Source organism: Kluyvera fluvialis (genome assembly GCF_059725275.1).
This window is the reverse complement of sequence record NZ_AP046142.1, coordinates 3,645,907-3,660,836: the sequence shown is the minus strand read 5'-3', so window position 1 is coordinate 3,660,836 and position 14,930 is coordinate 3,645,907. Positions and strand designations below refer to the sequence as shown.

15 protein-coding genes are annotated in these 14,930 nt (G+C 53.4%); 3 read left to right on the top strand and 12 right to left on the bottom strand.

Going from position 1 to position 14,930, the window contains the following annotated elements; genetic code table 11:
- Positions 1 to 11: 11 nt before the first annotated feature.
- The 5 genes from pdeB to AC6I4B_RS17390 all read right to left on the bottom strand — a co-directional run bounded on the left by pdeB (position 12) and on the right by AC6I4B_RS17390 (position 4,977).
- Entirely contained in the window at positions 12 to 1,577 is a 1,566-nt protein-coding gene (gene pdeB / locus AC6I4B_RS17410) for a cyclic di-3',5'-guanosine monophosphate phosphodiesterase PdeB (RefSeq protein ID WP_497766976.1), read from the bottom strand.
- Between the two features lie 92 nt (positions 1,578 to 1,669).
- Positions 1,670 to 2,329, bottom strand: coding sequence for a methionine ABC transporter permease (locus AC6I4B_RS17405; protein WP_497772218.1), 660 nt, complete (start codon positions 2,327 to 2,329; stop codon positions 1,670 to 1,672).
- On the bottom strand, positions 2,326 to 3,117 hold the full coding sequence (locus tag AC6I4B_RS17400) for a methionine ABC transporter ATP-binding protein (protein ID WP_497766975.1): 792 nt from the start codon (positions 3,115 to 3,117) through the stop codon (positions 2,326 to 2,328). The genes AC6I4B_RS17405 and AC6I4B_RS17400 overlap by 4 nt, the downstream gene beginning before the upstream one ends.
- Positions 3,114 to 3,920: a MetQ/NlpA family ABC transporter substrate-binding protein gene (locus AC6I4B_RS17395; protein WP_497766973.1), complete on the bottom strand. Its 807-nt coding sequence runs from the start codon at positions 3,918 to 3,920 to the stop codon at positions 3,114 to 3,116. The genes AC6I4B_RS17400 and AC6I4B_RS17395 overlap by 4 nt, the downstream gene beginning before the upstream one ends.
- Before the next feature lie 25 nt (positions 3,921 to 3,945).
- The gene (locus tag AC6I4B_RS17390; RefSeq protein WP_497766972.1) at positions 3,946 to 4,977 is read right to left on the bottom strand and encodes an isopenicillin N synthase family dioxygenase; all 1,032 of its coding nucleotides are present in this window, start codon (positions 4,975 to 4,977) and stop codon (positions 3,946 to 3,948) included.
- 289 nt (positions 4,978 to 5,266) lie between these two features.
- Here AC6I4B_RS17390 and AC6I4B_RS17385 point away from each other — a divergent pair, with 289 nt between their 5' ends.
- On the top strand, positions 5,267 to 5,530 hold the full coding sequence (locus AC6I4B_RS17385; RefSeq protein WP_497766970.1) for a type B 50S ribosomal protein L31: 264 nt from the start codon (positions 5,267 to 5,269) through the stop codon (positions 5,528 to 5,530).
- Complete coding sequence (gene ykgO / locus AC6I4B_RS17380; protein ID WP_003859006.1) at positions 5,530 to 5,670, top strand: type B 50S ribosomal protein L36; 141 nt, start codon at positions 5,530 to 5,532, stop codon at positions 5,668 to 5,670. The genes AC6I4B_RS17385 and ykgO overlap by 1 nt, the downstream gene beginning before the upstream one ends.
- On the opposite strand, the gene AC6I4B_RS17375 is transcribed toward ykgO, so the two are convergent.
- Positions 5,667 to 6,377 (bottom strand): GNAT family N-acetyltransferase, encoded by a 711-nt coding sequence (locus AC6I4B_RS17375; RefSeq protein WP_497766968.1) that lies wholly within the window; start codon positions 6,375 to 6,377, stop codon positions 5,667 to 5,669. The genes ykgO and AC6I4B_RS17375 overlap by 4 nt on opposite strands.
- A gap of 169 nt (positions 6,378 to 6,546) precedes the next feature.
- On the opposite strand from AC6I4B_RS17375, the gene pdxR reads away from it, so the two are divergent.
- Positions 6,547 to 8,004, top strand: a complete 1,458-nt coding sequence (gene pdxR / locus AC6I4B_RS17370) for a MocR-like pyridoxine biosynthesis transcription factor PdxR (protein ID WP_497772217.1) — start codon at positions 6,547 to 6,549, stop codon at positions 8,002 to 8,004.
- Here pdxR and AC6I4B_RS17365 read toward each other — a convergent pair.
- The 6 genes from AC6I4B_RS17365 to acrA all read right to left on the bottom strand — a co-directional run bounded on the left by AC6I4B_RS17365 (position 7,973) and on the right by acrA (position 14,865).
- Positions 7,973 to 8,443, bottom strand: coding sequence for a YlaC family protein (locus AC6I4B_RS17365; RefSeq protein WP_497766966.1), 471 nt, complete (start codon positions 8,441 to 8,443; stop codon positions 7,973 to 7,975). The genes pdxR and AC6I4B_RS17365 overlap by 32 nt on opposite strands.
- Before the next feature lie 105 nt (positions 8,444 to 8,548).
- Positions 8,549 to 9,103: a maltose O-acetyltransferase gene (gene maa, locus AC6I4B_RS17360; RefSeq protein ID WP_497766965.1), complete on the bottom strand. Its 555-nt coding sequence runs from the start codon at positions 9,101 to 9,103 to the stop codon at positions 8,549 to 8,551.
- A gap of 240 nt (positions 9,104 to 9,343) precedes the next feature.
- Positions 9,344 to 9,562: a hemolysin expression-modulating protein Hha gene (gene hha / locus AC6I4B_RS17355; RefSeq protein WP_497766963.1), complete on the bottom strand. Its 219-nt coding sequence runs from the start codon at positions 9,560 to 9,562 to the stop codon at positions 9,344 to 9,346.
- Between the two features lie 25 nt (positions 9,563 to 9,587).
- Complete coding sequence (tomB, locus tag AC6I4B_RS17350) at positions 9,588 to 9,962, bottom strand: Hha toxicity modulator TomB (RefSeq protein WP_497766962.1); 375 nt, start codon at positions 9,960 to 9,962, stop codon at positions 9,588 to 9,590.
- 537 nt (positions 9,963 to 10,499) lie between these two features.
- A complete protein-coding gene (gene acrB / locus AC6I4B_RS17345) occupies positions 10,500 to 13,646 on the bottom strand; it encodes a multidrug efflux RND transporter permease subunit AcrB (protein WP_497766960.1) in 3,147 nt (1,048 codons plus the stop codon).
- Between the two features lie 22 nt (positions 13,647 to 13,668).
- Positions 13,669 to 14,865: a multidrug efflux RND transporter periplasmic adaptor subunit AcrA gene (acrA, locus tag AC6I4B_RS17340; RefSeq protein ID WP_497766959.1), complete on the bottom strand. Its 1,197-nt coding sequence runs from the start codon at positions 14,863 to 14,865 to the stop codon at positions 13,669 to 13,671.
- Between the last annotated feature and the right edge of the window lie 65 nt (positions 14,866 to 14,930).

Here is a 14,930-nt window from a genome sequence, read left to right as displayed (position 1 = left end):
GTGGCACGGTACTAAGCCGTGTGCTTATGAAGGTTGTTTTCCGCCCACAAAATAAAGGCCTCTTTCGGCAAGGCTTTGCTATACAGCCAACCTTGCCCGAACTGCACTCCGTGCTCGCGTAGCCACGCTTCCTGGCAGGGCGTTTCAATACCTTCAGCCACCACGTTTAGCTGTAATGTTTTCGCCATTTCAATGATATACGGCGTCACCTGCGCGTATTCCAGCGCATCAACGAACGATTTATCGAGCTTTAAGGTGTCGGCTTCTAAGTCCTGCAAATAACGCAGGCTTGAGTAACCGGTGCCAAAATCATCAATGTAAATTGCATGGCCCGCTTTACGGTAAGCGGTAATCGCTGGCAGGGTGGTTTTCGGGTCGGCAAAACCGCGCTCGGTCAGTTCCAGCGCTATCTGACGCGGCTGAACGTTCCACTGGCTGAGCTGCTGATGCAGTAAGGTTTGCAGCTCAACGGACTGGAAATCGGCCACTGACAGGTTAATCGAAACGTGCTGGTCAGGGTGCAAGCTGAGCCATTTTCCCAGGTCGCGGAAGACCGCTTTGACCACGTTTTCCGTCAGGTGGGTAATCAGCCCCGTTTGCTCAGCCAGCGGGATGAAAATCTCCGGCGACAAATAGCCGCCATCCGGCTGCTTCCAGCGAGCCAGCGCTTCACAGCCGACAACTTTGCCGTCTGCCAGCGAGACAATTGGCTGATAGTGAACGGTAATCTCGGTATTATTCAGCGCATCCAGCATCCGTTGGCGCGGCGACTGAAGGCGGCGCAATACCTGAAAAAGCAAAAAACCGGCCAGCAGGCTGAGCAACATCCCCGCTGGAACCCACATCCACAACTGCTGATGCAGGCGCTGCGTGAGCGGTAGCGTTGACGACCAGGTCATAATCGCCACCTGCATATCGGGATATTCCCGAACCGTATAGACCACATTCTTGTCGGTCAGTGTTTCAAGCTGCGCTTGCCGGATACGTTGCCAGATGTGTTGATCAAATGGCGTGCTACTGGCGAACACGCGGTTATTGTGAGTGCTTATCAGCGCCACTTGCGTGGTGGCGTGCGTAAACGGAATAACATCGATAAATGAGATAGGGTCGATAACCACCATATGGTGGTTGGAGGCGAAGGCCGCCATATAGCGGTGCATGCCAAGATCGTTGAGTTCGGTGTACCACGCGCGATAACCGGACTTAATAATACGGTCAGGTTCCGGGAAGGTAATGGGGGCGCCGTGGCTTTCCAGTGATGAACATTTGATAGTTCGCCCATCCAGATATAGCACTTCTTGAATGTAGCGCCAGGAGAAAGAAATCCGGCGCATCTCCTGAAGATGAACCGGGCTACAGCCTTCCACCTTCATATCATCCATCTGTTTTAATGCCCGTTTCGCCTGTCCCATGACCTGCTCGGCGCGCATTAATACTCGGGATGCATAGGTTTCTTGTTCGTCGATAAACTGCCGATGCGCTTCGCGTTGAGCGAGCCAGATACTGAGGAGGATGGGGACAAAAATCACCATAATCAGCATGCCGGTTATCAGACCGACTAAATGTCGTGTAGTCACTGCCAGTCCTTATCTGAGGCACACTGCGCTAAGTATACCCGACATTCCATGCTCCAATAATGCGAAATTTGTCCCGCTCGCAGGATCCGCCGTTAGCGGCGGTGCGCCAATGCGCGGACTAATCTGTCGCCGCCCATTTGTACCCCTTGTACCATTAACACCAGAATCAACACCGTCCCGACCATGATTTGATCGTTAAACCGCTGATAGCCGTAACGAATAGCCAAATCACCCAGCCCGCCGCCGCCGATCACCCCCGCCATTGAGGAAAAGCCAATCAGCATCACGATAGTGAGCGTCGTTGCCGCTAGCAGCGCGGGGAGCGCTTCGGGTAGCAAGGCTTTGCTAATCACATGCCAGACATTGCCGCCCATCGATAGCACCGCTTCGATACGCCCGTAGTCTACTTCATCCAGCGCGCTTTCCGTTAGCCGCGCAAAGAAGGGAAACGCGCCAATGGTAATCGGCACAATGGCCGCCGTGCTGCCGAGCGTGGTGCCAATCAGCAGGCGGGTGAAGGGGATCAGGGCGATAAGCAGCACGATAAACGGCAGCGAACGGCCAGTGTTAATGATGGCTCCCAGCACGGCGTTGAGCCGTGGCATCGGCACAATGCCCTGGCGGCGTGAGATAAACAGCAATACGCCCAACGGCAGGCCGATGAAGACGGTAAACAGCGCCGCCAGCCCGACCATGTAGAGAGTATCCAGAGTGCCATCGACCAGCAGCGGCCATAATTCTTCCCAGCTCATGCGACGATACATAACTGTCTCCTGTCGAGGCCGTGGCGGGCTAAAAAGCGGCGTTCTTCATCGCCGTCGTCGAGTAACATTTCACGTAGCCGCGACCACGGCGAAGCCAGCAGATCGGCGATTTTGCCGCTTTCTTGTAGCTCGCCGTCTTCCAGCAGCGCGGCGTGGTCGCAGAGGTTTTTCACCACTTCAAGCTGATGGGTGATCAGCACAATCGTCAGCCCCAACTGGCGATTAATCGTCTCCAGCAATGCCAGCACGCTGGCGGTGGTTTGTGCGTCCAGCGCGCTGGTGGCTTCATCGCACAGCAGTACATCCGGTTCTGCCGCCAGAGCGCGGGCAATGCCGACGCGCTGCTTTTGCCCGCCGGAAAGTTGAGAGGGAAAGGCTTGCGCTTTGTCGCTCAGCCCAACTAACGCGAGCAGCTCAGCCACGCGTTTTTCACGCGCAGGTTTTGCCACTCCGGCAATTTCCAGCGGGACGGCGATGTTATCAGCGACGTTGCGCGCGTGGAGTAAATTGAAGTGCTGAAAAATCATGCCGGTGCGCAGGCGATGCGCGCGCAGTTGCGCTTTGTCGTACTGCACAATATCCGCACCGTTGAACAGAATACGGCCCGCGCTGGGCCGCTCCAGTAAGTTCAGGCAGCGAATGAGGGTGCTTTTGCCTGCGCCGCTACGCCCCAGAATGCCGTAAATCGCCCCTTTCGGGACGCTAAACGAAACGTCGTTGAGTGCCGGTTGGCCGCTTCCGGCATACTGCTTGCTCAGCCCTTCAATCACAATCATGATTGCGGCGCGCTCACTGGAATAACCGAGCCGTTATAGTGCTGGCGAATAAATTCCGCGACCTGCGGCGAGGCTAGATCTTTCGCCAACGCTTTGATGCGCGGGTCGTTCGCCAACTGCGGAGTCGTCACCAGAATATTGGCATACGGATTATGGTCGGCGCTCTCCAGCCCCAGCGAATCTTTGGCTGGCGTAAGGCCCGCTTCCAGCGCGTAGTTACCGTTGATAACCGCCAGATCGACGTCATCCAGCGAGCGAGGGATCTGCGGGGACTCCACTTCAAGTATTTTTAGCTTGTGCGGGTTTTCGACGATATCTTTCGGCGTTGCCAGCGTGGTTGCCGGGTCAGTGAATTTTGCCGCCAGTTTAATTAACCCCTTGCTTTGCAGCAGGAACAGCGCACGGCTCAAGTTGGTGGTGTTATTGGGCACGGCAACGGTCGCCCCTTCCGGCAGCGATTGCAGTGTTTTATGTTTGTGCGAGTAAATGCCCAGCGGTTCAATATGCACTGTGGCGGCGACGGAAAAGGTTTTCCCCAGCGCTTTTTCCTGATCTTTCAAATAGGGCACATGCTGGAAATAGTTCGCGTCAACGTCGCCGTTCGCCAGCAGCTCGTTGGCGTTGACGCCGCTGGTCAGCTCGACAATTTTCAGATCCAGTTTCGGATCCTGCTTTTTAATAAAGTTGAGGATCTCGGCGTGTGGTACGGGATCGGCGGCGATACGCAGCGGATCGGCAAACGCGTTCCAGGCCAGAGAAAGAGACAGTGCAACTCCTGCCAGTTTGAATGCGGCATACTTCATGGCGTATTTCCTTTTTAAATGAGAGTCAGGCGATAAGTTGTTCGCTGCGCGCGCGCAGGACGTCGCGGTAATAGCGTTCTGCGACGTCCGGGTGGGAGCGCAGGCGGCCTTTTAGATAGTTCCATCCGACATCCCGCAGCAGCGGGTTTTGTGGGTCGCTTTGCGGCCCGTTGGCCTCGCGCGCCAGGGTTTCGGGCAGCGAGTAAACCGGCACGACGGCATCTAATTGCGCGCCGAGGAAGAAGGCTATCGACAGCCGCTGTTTATCGGCTGGCGGCGAAACGACGCGGTGTACGGTAGCCCGCAGATAGCCGTTGGTGGCAAGCTCCAGCAGCTCGCCAATATTCACCACAAAGCTGCCGGGCAACGGCTCGGCATCAATCCACTGACCGTCGCTCACCTCAACCTGCAACCCTTTCTGGTTGTCCTGGAGCAGAAAACTCAGGAAACCCGAGTCTTTATGTGCTCCCACGCCTTGAGTGCTGTTTTGCGTGTCTTGTTGGCCTGGATAGCGAATCAGTTTGATGTGCTCGTTGGGCTTTTCGCCGTACAGCCTGTCAAAGGCCTGCGCGGGCAGTTGCAGCGCTTCGGCAAACGCGCGCAGCAGCGTCATTGCCATGTCGGTCATGGCGCGCTGCCATTGCAGCAAGACCGGCTTGAGCGTCGGTAACGCTTCTGGCCACAGGTTTGGCCCCTGTAGCTGTAACCAGCGCGGGTCGTGCGGTTGCAGGGCAATGGCCTGACGCTCTGCGCCGATATCAAACTGCTCGCGCCAGTCGGGTTGCCCACGCGTTAGCTCCGCCGCGCTGCGGTTATAGCCACGAAAGTGCGGAGAGTGAATCATCGCGACCTGCTGTTTTTGTGTGTCTGGCAGGGCGAAAAAACGGCGGGATTCTGATTGCAACGTCTGCTGCAACGCCTCGTTAATACCGTGATCGGTCAGATAAAAAAAGCCAACGTCGCGGGCGGCGTGGCGAAGCTGTTGCAGAAATGCGCCGCGTTCAGACGGCTGGTGGTATTGCGCCAGGCTGAGAATAGGCAGGGTGGTCAGACTCATGTTTATCTCCATTTTGCAGATGAATACGTCGTAATGGCGGTGGTGCGAATGCGGGATGACAACAACAGCGCTGCATGGGATATCTCCGTCGGGTTGATAACGACAGCCTGCCTGATGGCGAAAATCAGCACCAATAACGTTATTTTCTAATTTATGTTCAGGCGGGGGTCTGAGCTTTTGCGAAAAATCGCTAAGGCGGGCGTAAGTCCCTACATAATGGAGGGTTGAAATGTGATTTCTGACGGCGTATTTTAATTGTTATGTTATAACATAATTATTTGAGGGCCAGATGAAAGCGAATATCCATCCCCATTACCGCACCGTGGTTTTTCATGACACGAGCGTGAATGCGTACTTTAAAGTCGGTTCAACTATCAGTACCGATCGTGAGATTGAGTTAGAAGGCGTGACATATCCGTATGTCACTATTGATGTTTCGTCAAAATCGCATCCGTACTACACCGGGAAGCAGCGCACAGCGTCTACCGAAGGTAGCGTAGCGCGCTTCAGCCAGCGTTTTGGCCGCTTTATTAACGTAAAAAGAGGTTCATGATGCAGGTACTTAACTCACTGCGCAGTGCTAAACAGCGCCACCCGGATTGCCAAATCGTGAAGCGCAAAGGGCGGCTGTATGTTATCTGCAAATCGAACCCCCGCTTTAAAGCAGTACAGGGACGCAAAAAACGGCGTTAAGCGTGAGCCTTTCGCAGTGTCTCCAGGGACTGGAGCTGTTTGCCGTCGGCGGTAAAATTGTCGGCGGCAAGCCACGCTTGAAACGCCTTATCGAGCGCTGGCCACTCGCCATCAAGAATAGAAAACCAGTCGGTGTCGCGGTTATGGCCTTTAATCACCAGCGCCTGGCGAAAATGCCCTTCAAACTGAAATCCTAAACGCAGTGCCGCATTACGCGACGGCTCGTTGAAGCTGTTGCATTTCCATTCGTAGCGACGATAACCCAACGTTTCAAACACATAACGCATCAGTAGCCATTGTGCCTCTGTGGACGTTGGCGTGCGGCTTAACAGCGGTGAAAAGTGGACGTGACCCACTTCCACCACCCCATTTGCGGGGTCGATACGCATCAGCGCCAGAGAACCGACCGGTTGCTGTGTACGCTCGTCAATGACCGCAAAGTGGATCGGGTCTTGCAGCGTTTCGACGCTCGCCACCCATTGGCGGAACTCCGCAACAGATTTTTCCGGCTCGCGCAGTAGCCATGTCCAGTTGCGGCTATCTGCTGCCTGCTGGTGGGCGGCGAACAGCGCCTCGGCGTGTTGAGTGCTTAACGGCTCCAGACGGCAAAAATGGCCTTGCAGCACGACGCGCTCTGGATGCGGGCGAGGTTGCCAGTCCGGCAGGGCATCGCCCACTAACTGACCAAATTGATTACGTTGGCTCATGGCCTCTCCTTGGGGAAATAAACAACGGGCATGTCATCTTTCAAGCGTCTTCTGCGCGGGCTTACTCGTGCAACGTGAATGATGTGGTGAATACGCTGAGCGTAGGTGTTTACTGGTTCCATAAAAAGTGCCACCAGTCTATCTTTTGATAGTGCCACGAGGAGCCATGATGAATATTCCCGACGATCCCTTTTTTGCCATGCTTACCCGTTCGCTACAGTCGCGCGGCGCGGAAACGTTGCAACGCAGCCTATACGGCGCGCTGCGCGACGCGATTATGCACGGCCAGTTACAGGCGCAAAGCTGGCTGCCCGGTTCGCGGGTGATAGCCGAGCGGCTGCATATTTCGCGTAATACGGTGAATGCAGCGCTGGAACAGTTGGCGATGGAAGGGTATCTGCATCGCGACCGCCGTGGTTCTCGGGTAACGACATTGCCGCAAACCGAGAGTAAAGACGGCCCGCAGACCTCCGCCGTAGTGCTGCCATCGCGCTTACAGGCATTGCCGCAGGTTTTAGCGCGAGATACCCCGCCGCTATTGTTTACCGCAGGCACGCCCGCGATTAACTATTTCCCACTGCCGCTCTGGCGGCGGTTGCTCGACAGAGTGCTACGTGAAGAAGGTAGCAGCTTGCTGGGCTATGGCGATGCAGCGGGGGAGTGGCCGCTACGTGTGGCGATCGCCCGCCATCTGGCGCTGTCGCGCGGTATTGATTGTGATGCACGGCAAATTGTCGTCACCGAAGGGGCGTTGGAAGGGGTCAACCTGTGTACGCAGTTGTTGAGTGAACCGGGGCAAACCGCATGGGTGGAAGAACCGGGGTATTTTGGCGCTAAGAGCGCGTTTCTTGCCGCAGGCCTGCGGCTGGTTGGCGTGCCGGTTGATGAGGAAGGAATGCGCATTGGCAATGATTTACCGCCGCCGACGCTGATTTTTACCTCGCCATCGCACCAGTATCCTACCGGTAGTGTGCTGAGTGCGACACGCCGCCTGGCCTTACTTGAATACGCACGCCAGCACGGGGCATGGATAGTGGAAGACGATTATGACAGTGAGTTTCGTTTCAGCGGCGAGCCTATCCCCGCGATGCGCGGCATGATGGATAACGCGCCGGTGGTGTATTTAGGGACGTTCAGTAAGACGCTATTTCCGTCGCTGCGGATTGGTTTTATGGTGCTGCCGCCGAGGCTTGTTGAAGCGGCGCAGCCGGTGATTCGCGCATTATTACGCGGCGGGCATCGAGGGGAACAGCGTGCGTTAGCGCGGTTTATAGAGGAAGGTCATTACGCCAGGCATCTGGCGGCAATGCGCCGGTTGTACCGTAAACGGCAGGCGCAGCTGCATGAGGCGTTGGCACAGGAGCTTACCGTACCGCATCATGTGATGGCCGGAGAGGGGGGCTTGCATTTAACGGTGTCGATTGATGGCATTGATGATGTTGCGCTGGTGCGCCAGGCGCGCGCGCATCACATGGCTCCCAGTGCCTTGAGCACATTTTATCTTAATCAACAGCAGGCGTGTTCGGGGCTGGTATTGGGCTATGGTAATACGTCCGCATCACAGTTTGTGACGGCAATACGGACGTTACAGCGGCTTATTGCGCCGCTTCAGCGCGGGCAAGCGTAAAGACGTCGTAGAACGACAGTTCGCCTTTGGTCGAGACCATTTTTTGCAACTGCGTTTTGTATTGTCCATCCACGCGATTCGAATGCAGGATCCGTTCAATTAGTTGCGGTGGCACAAAGCGGGTGTTGTACCATTCGCCGTTGTAGCAAACGCGAAAATCCAGCACATCGATATCTTCGTAGCGATAGCGCGGGTAGACGTCAAAGAAGAAGAAACCGTTCAACAGCGCAAACAGAAGCCACAGCAGCCATACCGAGTCTGCCAATGTTTCTGAGCGCATCATCACCACCAGAGTGGCGAGGAACGCAAGATACATGGCGATAAACAAGCCAGGATGGTTGCGGATAAAACTGATACTAAAGCGCGGCCGATTGTCGCGCTTTTCCGTGGAGTTTAATTCATCAATAGTTTGCGTAAGTAGGCGCTGGATCTCTGACATCTTATGCTCGGCAACAGGAGGCGGATTGATCTATTGTATGTTGCGATAATCCATACAAAAAGTAACAGATCGGTTGCAAAAAAGCATAACAGTTAGCAAGTGTTATCAGCGCACCATTTTGATAATTTTAGCCGGATTCCCCCCCACAACCGCATTGGCGGGGACATCTTTAACCACCACTGCGCCGGAAGCAATCACCGCGTTATCGCCAATCGTCACGCCTGGGTTAATAATCGCTCGCCCGCCAATCCACACGTTATTGCCAATGGTGACGGGTTTACCATATTCCAGGCCACTATTACGTTCTTCGGGATCTAATGGATGAGTGGCGGTATAGATATGTACACCGGGAGCCAGCATACAATTTTCGCCGATATTAATCGGGCAAACATCGAGCATCACGCAGTCAAAATTCGCGTAGAAATTCGTACCCAAGTGGATGTTATAGCCATAGTCGCAGCGAAATGTCGGCTCAATATAGGCATCATCGCCCTGGCCTAATAGCTCGCGAAGCAGGGCTTTGCGTTCCGCTTTATCATCCGGAGCTGAGTGGTTATAGCGATGGATAAGCTGCCTGGCGCGTATCCGGTCTTGTCTTAATGTATCGTCGCCTGGGCGATATAATTCGCCAGCGATCATTTTGCGTTTTTCTTCACTCATGGGAGCCTCCCTGTATTGGAAGCTATCACCATAAAAGGCTATTGATGTATTGGGAACGTTCCCTAATCATCGATGTGATAATAATCACAGATATAGGCCAAACGAAGGGCTTTTGAGCGCCGATAAAAGAATATACACAAAATCACTCATATTGCATCAAGGCGGCCCCCCATGAACTTACACAAGTTAATGGTTCGAGTTAAAGGGCAAAGCCAACTTGAAGGATGAAATGTATAAAACTTAACGGATATACTTCCAGACAGTTGAAGGGATTTTGTCGTACAATTTATTCATAGTCAATTCCGCCAGACGATGGTCGGCTGCTGAGTAAAATACCGCCAGCTCATTATCAGACAGTTCATATTTATTTTTTTCAATTACACGTTCCAGTGTATCAATTGTCTGGCAGCGTCTTAGACGCATCAAATAATCAGTTTTAGTTAATGGTTTATCTGACATAATTCACCCATTGATTGTAATATTTTTAACAAGAGAGGCTAACAGGGTTAGCGCGGCTAGCATTGACGAAACAGCGAAAGAGTTTGTTCCCTGACTTGCGCCATTTTTGCAGGTCGTTGCTATTAATGCCGTAGTTACTGAACAGCATGAAAGTATCATCCAGATATTCGTCAATCTGTGCAATCAGTTTATTATCTTCGTCGTACTTAATTTTATAATTAAGCGCGAAAGTTGCAATATGCTCTATCAACTCATTAAGCTGTAGATTGACTGCTGCGGTTGGGTCATTAACCCAGCCATGGTTACTTTCTTCAAGCGTGGCAAGACAATCATGGTACAGGGTTTCACAGAGAAATTTAAGCTGTGCGATATCATGTCTTTTTGGTGAGTATTCGTCCATAACACATCCCCCTGATCGTAGTGCAAACATCGAGTAACAAATACCGTTGCGGGATGGGTACTACTGGCTAACCAGAAACATGCCAATGTTCCTGCTCTGCCATAACTATAATCTACTCTGGAAAAGATTTCACCGCGCTATTACGAAAAATTACAATTAAATCTCAGAAGCTTAATTTTTTTAAGACCTCACCCAGAAGTCTGAACATTAAAAGCTAAGATACTGTTTCGCATAAGAAGAGCTTATGCTTTGGTGATGCTCATTAACTTAGACATGCTAAAGGTCGGCCATGAAGCACCTCATTTTCATGGGAATATTCTTAAAATACTTAAGTCAAAGTGAAATAAGAAGATTATTCGGAATAAATTAAAGATAAATCTCAAATTCGGTTTCCGGCAAGCATTGTTATTTTAAATATGACATGCAAAAGCAATACCCTGCCATTTATTGCTGATTAAAAAACAGGCTAAAAGTAATTATTGGGCTGATTTAAGGCAAAAAAAAGGGCCGCTTGCGCGGCCCTGAAATGGCATTACTTTAGTGATGCTCAACCTTATGGCTGTGCTCAAGGTCTTCGTTCTTACGGCTGAAGCGACGACGCACGACCACGAAGAACACCGGCACGAAGAAGATAGCCAGGACGGTTGCGGTCACCATCCCGCCCATAACACCCGTACCAACGGCGTTCTGCGCACCGGAGCCAGCACCGGTACTGATAACCAGCGGCATTACCCCGAGGATAAAGGCCAGAGAGGTCATCAGGATTGGGCGCAGACGCATACGAACTGCGTCGAGCGTGGCTTCAATCAGGCCTTTGCCTTCTTTATCCATCAAGTCTTTGGCGAATTCGACAATCAATATTGCGTTCTTCGCCGACAGACCGATGGTGGTCAGCAGACCTACCTGGAAGTAAACGTCGTTCGTCAGACCGCGCAGCGAAGCCGCCAGCAGTGCGCCGACAACCCCCAGCGGAACGACCAGCATGACCGAGAACGGAATCGACCAGCTTTCATACAACGCCGCCAGACACAGGAACACGACAATCAGTGAAATCGCGTACAGGGCAGGGGCCTGGTTACCGGACAGACGTTCCTGGTAGGACATCCCCGTCCAGTCGTAGCCGATACCCGCAGGCAGTTTGCCCGACAGCTCTTCCATCAGGTTCATCGCTTCACCGGTACTTTTACCCGGTGCAGCCTGACCCAGAATTTCCATTGATGGCAGACCGTTGTAACGCTCCAGACGCGGTGAACCGTATTCCCAGCGCGAGGTAGAGAATGCCGAGAACGGCACCATCTGGCCTTCGCTACCGCGAACATACCACTTACCGATATCTTCCGGCAGCATACGGTATGGCGCTTCGGACATCAGGTATACTTTCTTCACACGACCACGGTCGATGAAGTCGTTGACGTAGCTACCGCCCCAGGCCGCGCCCAGCGTGGTGTTGATGTCGCTAATGGAAACGCCCAGCGCCTGTGCTTTTTCCTGGTCGATATCAATTTTGAACTGCGGCGTATCTTCCAGACCGTTTGGACGCACGCTGCTCAGCACGTCAGGATGCTGTGCAACCATCCCCAGCAGTTGGTTACGCGCCTGAGTCAGTTTTTCATGCCCCAGACCCGCCTGGTCAATCAGCTGGAAGTCAAAGCCGGTTGCAGTACCCAGTTCAACGATAGCGGGCAGGTTAAAGGCGAAGACCATCGCATCTTTAATCTGCGAGAAGTAACCCATCGCACGACCGGTAATTGCTTCAACTTTGTTTTCTTCGCCAGGACGTTGGCTCCAGTCTTTCAGAGAAACGAACGCGATACCGGTGTTCTGACCACGACCGGCGAAGCCGAAGCCGTTAACCGCGAACACCGACTCAACGTTGTCTTTCTCTTTGGTGAGATAATAGTTGGTCATCTCATCCAGCACTTTCTGCGTACGTTCCTGGGTCGCACCCGCTGGCAACTGCGCCATGCTGAGGAATACGCCCTGGTCTTCGTCCGGCAGGAACGAGCTAGGCAGACGGACAAACAGGAACGCCATGCCGACGACGATAATCAGATACAGCAGCAGATAACGACCGGTACTGCGCAGAATGTTACCTACGCTATCGGTGTAGTGGTGCGTACTCTTATCGAACATGCGGTTAAACCAGCCAAAGAACCCGGTGGTCGCACCGTGGCTGCCTTTGGTGATAGGTTTAAGCATCGTGGCGCACAGTGCTGGAGTCAGGATCAGTGCGACCACAACGGACAGCGCCATTGCCGAAACGATGGTGATAGAGAACTGGCGATAGATTGCCCCGGTAGAACCACCGAAGAAGGCCATCGGGATAAATACCGCAGATAGCACCATCGCGATACCGACCAGTGCGCCCTGAATCTGGCCCATGGATTTACGCGTCGCTTCTTTCGGCGGCAGCCCCTCTTCGGACATCACACGCTCAACGTTCTCGACCACCACGATGGCGTCATCCACCAGAAGGCCGATGGCGAGCACCATCCCGAACATCGTTAGGGTGTTTATCGAGAAGCCGAATGCGGCAAGTACCGCAAATGTCCCGAGCAATACCACCGGCACCGCAATCGTTGGGATCAACGTTGCGCGGAAGTTTTGCAAGAACAGGTACATCACCAGGAACACCAGGATTATCGCTTCAACCAGCGTTTTCACCACTTCGTGAATCGAGATTTTAACGAATGGCGTGGTGTCGTATGGGTAAACGATTTTCAGACCTGACGGGAAGAACGGTTCCATTTTCGCCAGTTCAGCACGGATAGCGTTAGCGGTATCCAGCGCGTTCGCACCGGTCGCCAGTTTAATCCCCAGACCGGAAGCCGGCTGGCCGTTAAACTTAGCAATAACGTCATAGTTCTCACCGCCCAGTTCAACCTTCGCAACGTCGCGCAGGCGAACCTGTGAACCGTCCTGGTTCACTTTCAGCAGAATGTTACCGAACTCTTTGGTGTTGGTTAGACGAGTTTGCGCCACGATAGAGGCGTTCAACTGCTGGCCCGGTACCGGAGGCGTACCGCCTAACTGACCGGCGGCGACCTGGGCGTTCTGGGCTTTCAGCGCGGCAATTACGTCAACCGGTGTCAGCTGGAAGTTGTTCAGTTTGTTCGGGTCCATCCAGATACGCATCGCGTACTGAGAACCGAACAGCTGCACGTCACCCACACCGCTGGTACGGCTGATGGCATCCTTCATGTTGGCGGCCACGTAGTCAGAAATATCATCCTGGTTCATGGTGCCGTTGGTGTTGATAACACCGACAACCATCAGGAAGCTGCTAGAGGCTTTCTCAACGCTGATACCCTGCTGCTGAACTTCTTGCGGCAGAAGCGGCGTCGCCAGGGCGAGCTTGTTCTGTACCTGTACCTGAGCGATATCTGGATCAGTACCCGATTCGAAGGTCAGAGTAATGGTTGCTGTACCGGTAGAGTCGCCGTTGGAGGACATGTACATCAGGTGATCGATACCGTTCATATTCTGTTCGATAACCTGAGTTACTGTGTTCTGCACCGTTTCGGCGTCAGCACCGGGGTACATGGCTGTTATCGAAATTGCAGGCGGCGCAATCGTTGGATATTGCGCTACCGGCAACTTGAGGATCGATAGCCCCCCAGCCAGCATGATTATAATGGCGATCACCCATGCAAATATGGGGCGATCGATAAAGAAATTAGGCATGTCTTAACGGCTCCTGTTTAAGTTAAGACTTGGTTTGTTCTGACTTAGCGGCGCCTTCTGCGGCGGGCTCTTTTGCGTCAGAAGTGACTTCCTGGGCCTTCACCTGGGCGCCGGGTTTCACTTTTTGCAGACCGCTGATAATCACGCGATCGCCGTCTTTCAAACCTTCAGTCACCAGCCACTTGTCGCCAATGGCCTGCGTTGCGGTAACCTGGCGGGTTTCAACTTTATCGCCTTCACCTACAACCAGTGCGCTAGCATCGCCACGCGGCGTACGAGTGATCCCTTGCTGTGGTACCAGCAGTGCGTTCGGGTTAGTCCCTTCTTCCAGGCGAGCACGAACAAACATGCCCGGCAGCAGCGTGTGATCCGGGTTAGGGAAAATCGCGCGCAGCGTGATGGAACCGGTGGTTTGATCAACGGTCACGTCAGAGAACTCTAATGTGCCGCTCTGCGGGTACTTAATCCCGTCGTTAGTCACCAGGTCCACTTTCGCTTTGCCGTTTTCCTGTTTCAGTTTGCCGTTTGCCAGTTCCTGCTTCAGACGTAAAAAGTCATTGCTGGATTGGGTGACGTCAACGTAGATAGGATCTAACTGCTGCACGGTTGCCAGTGCCGTAGCCTGGCCGTTTTGCACCAGCGCGCCTTCGGTCACGGACGATTTACCAATACGTCCGCTAATTGGTGAGGTCACTTTGGTGTAAGCCAGGTTGATACGCGCAGTCTCAACGGCCGCTTTGGCTGCGATGACGGCGGCGTTAGCCTGCTGTGCATCCGCTAAGGCGGTGTCGTAGTCCTGACGGCTGATGTACTGCGTGCCGAGAAGTTTTGAATAACGGTTAACGGTGAGCTGCGCAATTTTTGCTGCGGCCTGTGCTTTCGCTAAATCGCCTTTCGCGCTTTCATAGGACGCCTGATAGGTCGCGGGATCAATCTGATAGAGTGACTCACCTGCGGTAATATCGCCGCCTTCGATAAAGTTACGCTTCAGAATAATTCCGCTGACCTGTGGGCGAACTTCCGCAACGCGATAAGCGCTAGTACGGCCCGGCAGTTCCGTCGTGATTACAAGAGGTTCAGATTTGAGCGTCACAACGCCAACTTCTGGCATGTGTTGTGCTCCTTGCTGAGCTGGTTTGTCGTCACATCCTGTTAGCGCTAAGCTGCCTGAGAGCATCAGAACGACCGCCAGAGGCGTTAACCCTCTGTTTTTGTTCATATGTAAACCTCGAGTGTCCGATTTCAAATTGATCAATGGAACAAGCGTCCACAAACCCATTGCTG

Excerpts from the sequence above, each read along its gene's own strand:
- AC6I4B_RS17405 (WP_497772218.1), bottom strand. The coding sequence starts at position 2,329 with ATGAGCTGGGAAGAATTATGGCCGCTGCTGGTCGATGGCACTCTGGAT.
- AC6I4B_RS17400 (WP_497766975.1), bottom strand. The coding sequence starts at position 3,117 with ATGATTGTGATTGAAGGGCTGAGCAAGCAGTATGCCGGAAGCGGCCAA.
- AC6I4B_RS17395 (WP_497766973.1), bottom strand. The coding sequence starts at position 3,920 with ATGAAGTATGCCGCATTCAAACTGGCAGGAGTTGCACTGTCTCTTTCT.
- AC6I4B_RS17390 (WP_497766972.1), bottom strand. The coding sequence starts at position 4,977 with ATGAGTCTGACCACCCTGCCTATTCTCAGCCTGGCGCAATACCACCAG.
- AC6I4B_RS17385 (WP_497766970.1), top strand. The coding sequence starts at position 5,267 with ATGAAAGCGAATATCCATCCCCATTACCGCACCGTGGTTTTTCATGAC.
- ykgO (WP_003859006.1), top strand. The coding sequence starts at position 5,530 with ATGCAGGTACTTAACTCACTGCGCAGTGCTAAACAGCGCCACCCGGAT.
- AC6I4B_RS17375 (WP_497766968.1), bottom strand. The coding sequence starts at position 6,377 with ATGAGCCAACGTAATCAATTTGGTCAGTTAGTGGGCGATGCCCTGCCG.
- pdxR (WP_497772217.1), top strand. The coding sequence starts at position 6,547 with ATGAATATTCCCGACGATCCCTTTTTTGCCATGCTTACCCGTTCGCTA.
- AC6I4B_RS17365 (WP_497766966.1), bottom strand. The coding sequence starts at position 8,443 with ATGTCAGAGATCCAGCGCCTACTTACGCAAACTATTGATGAATTAAAC.
- maa (WP_497766965.1), bottom strand. The coding sequence starts at position 9,103 with ATGAGTGAAGAAAAACGCAAAATGATCGCTGGCGAATTATATCGCCCA.
- hha (WP_497766963.1), bottom strand. The coding sequence starts at position 9,562 with ATGTCAGATAAACCATTAACTAAAACTGATTATTTGATGCGTCTAAGA.
- tomB (WP_497766962.1), bottom strand. The coding sequence starts at position 9,962 with ATGGACGAATACTCACCAAAAAGACATGATATCGCACAGCTTAAATTT.
- acrB (WP_497766960.1), bottom strand. The coding sequence starts at position 13,646 with ATGCCTAATTTCTTTATCGATCGCCCCATATTTGCATGGGTGATCGCC.
- acrA (WP_497766959.1), bottom strand. The coding sequence starts at position 14,865 with ATGAACAAAAACAGAGGGTTAACGCCTCTGGCGGTCGTTCTGATGCTC.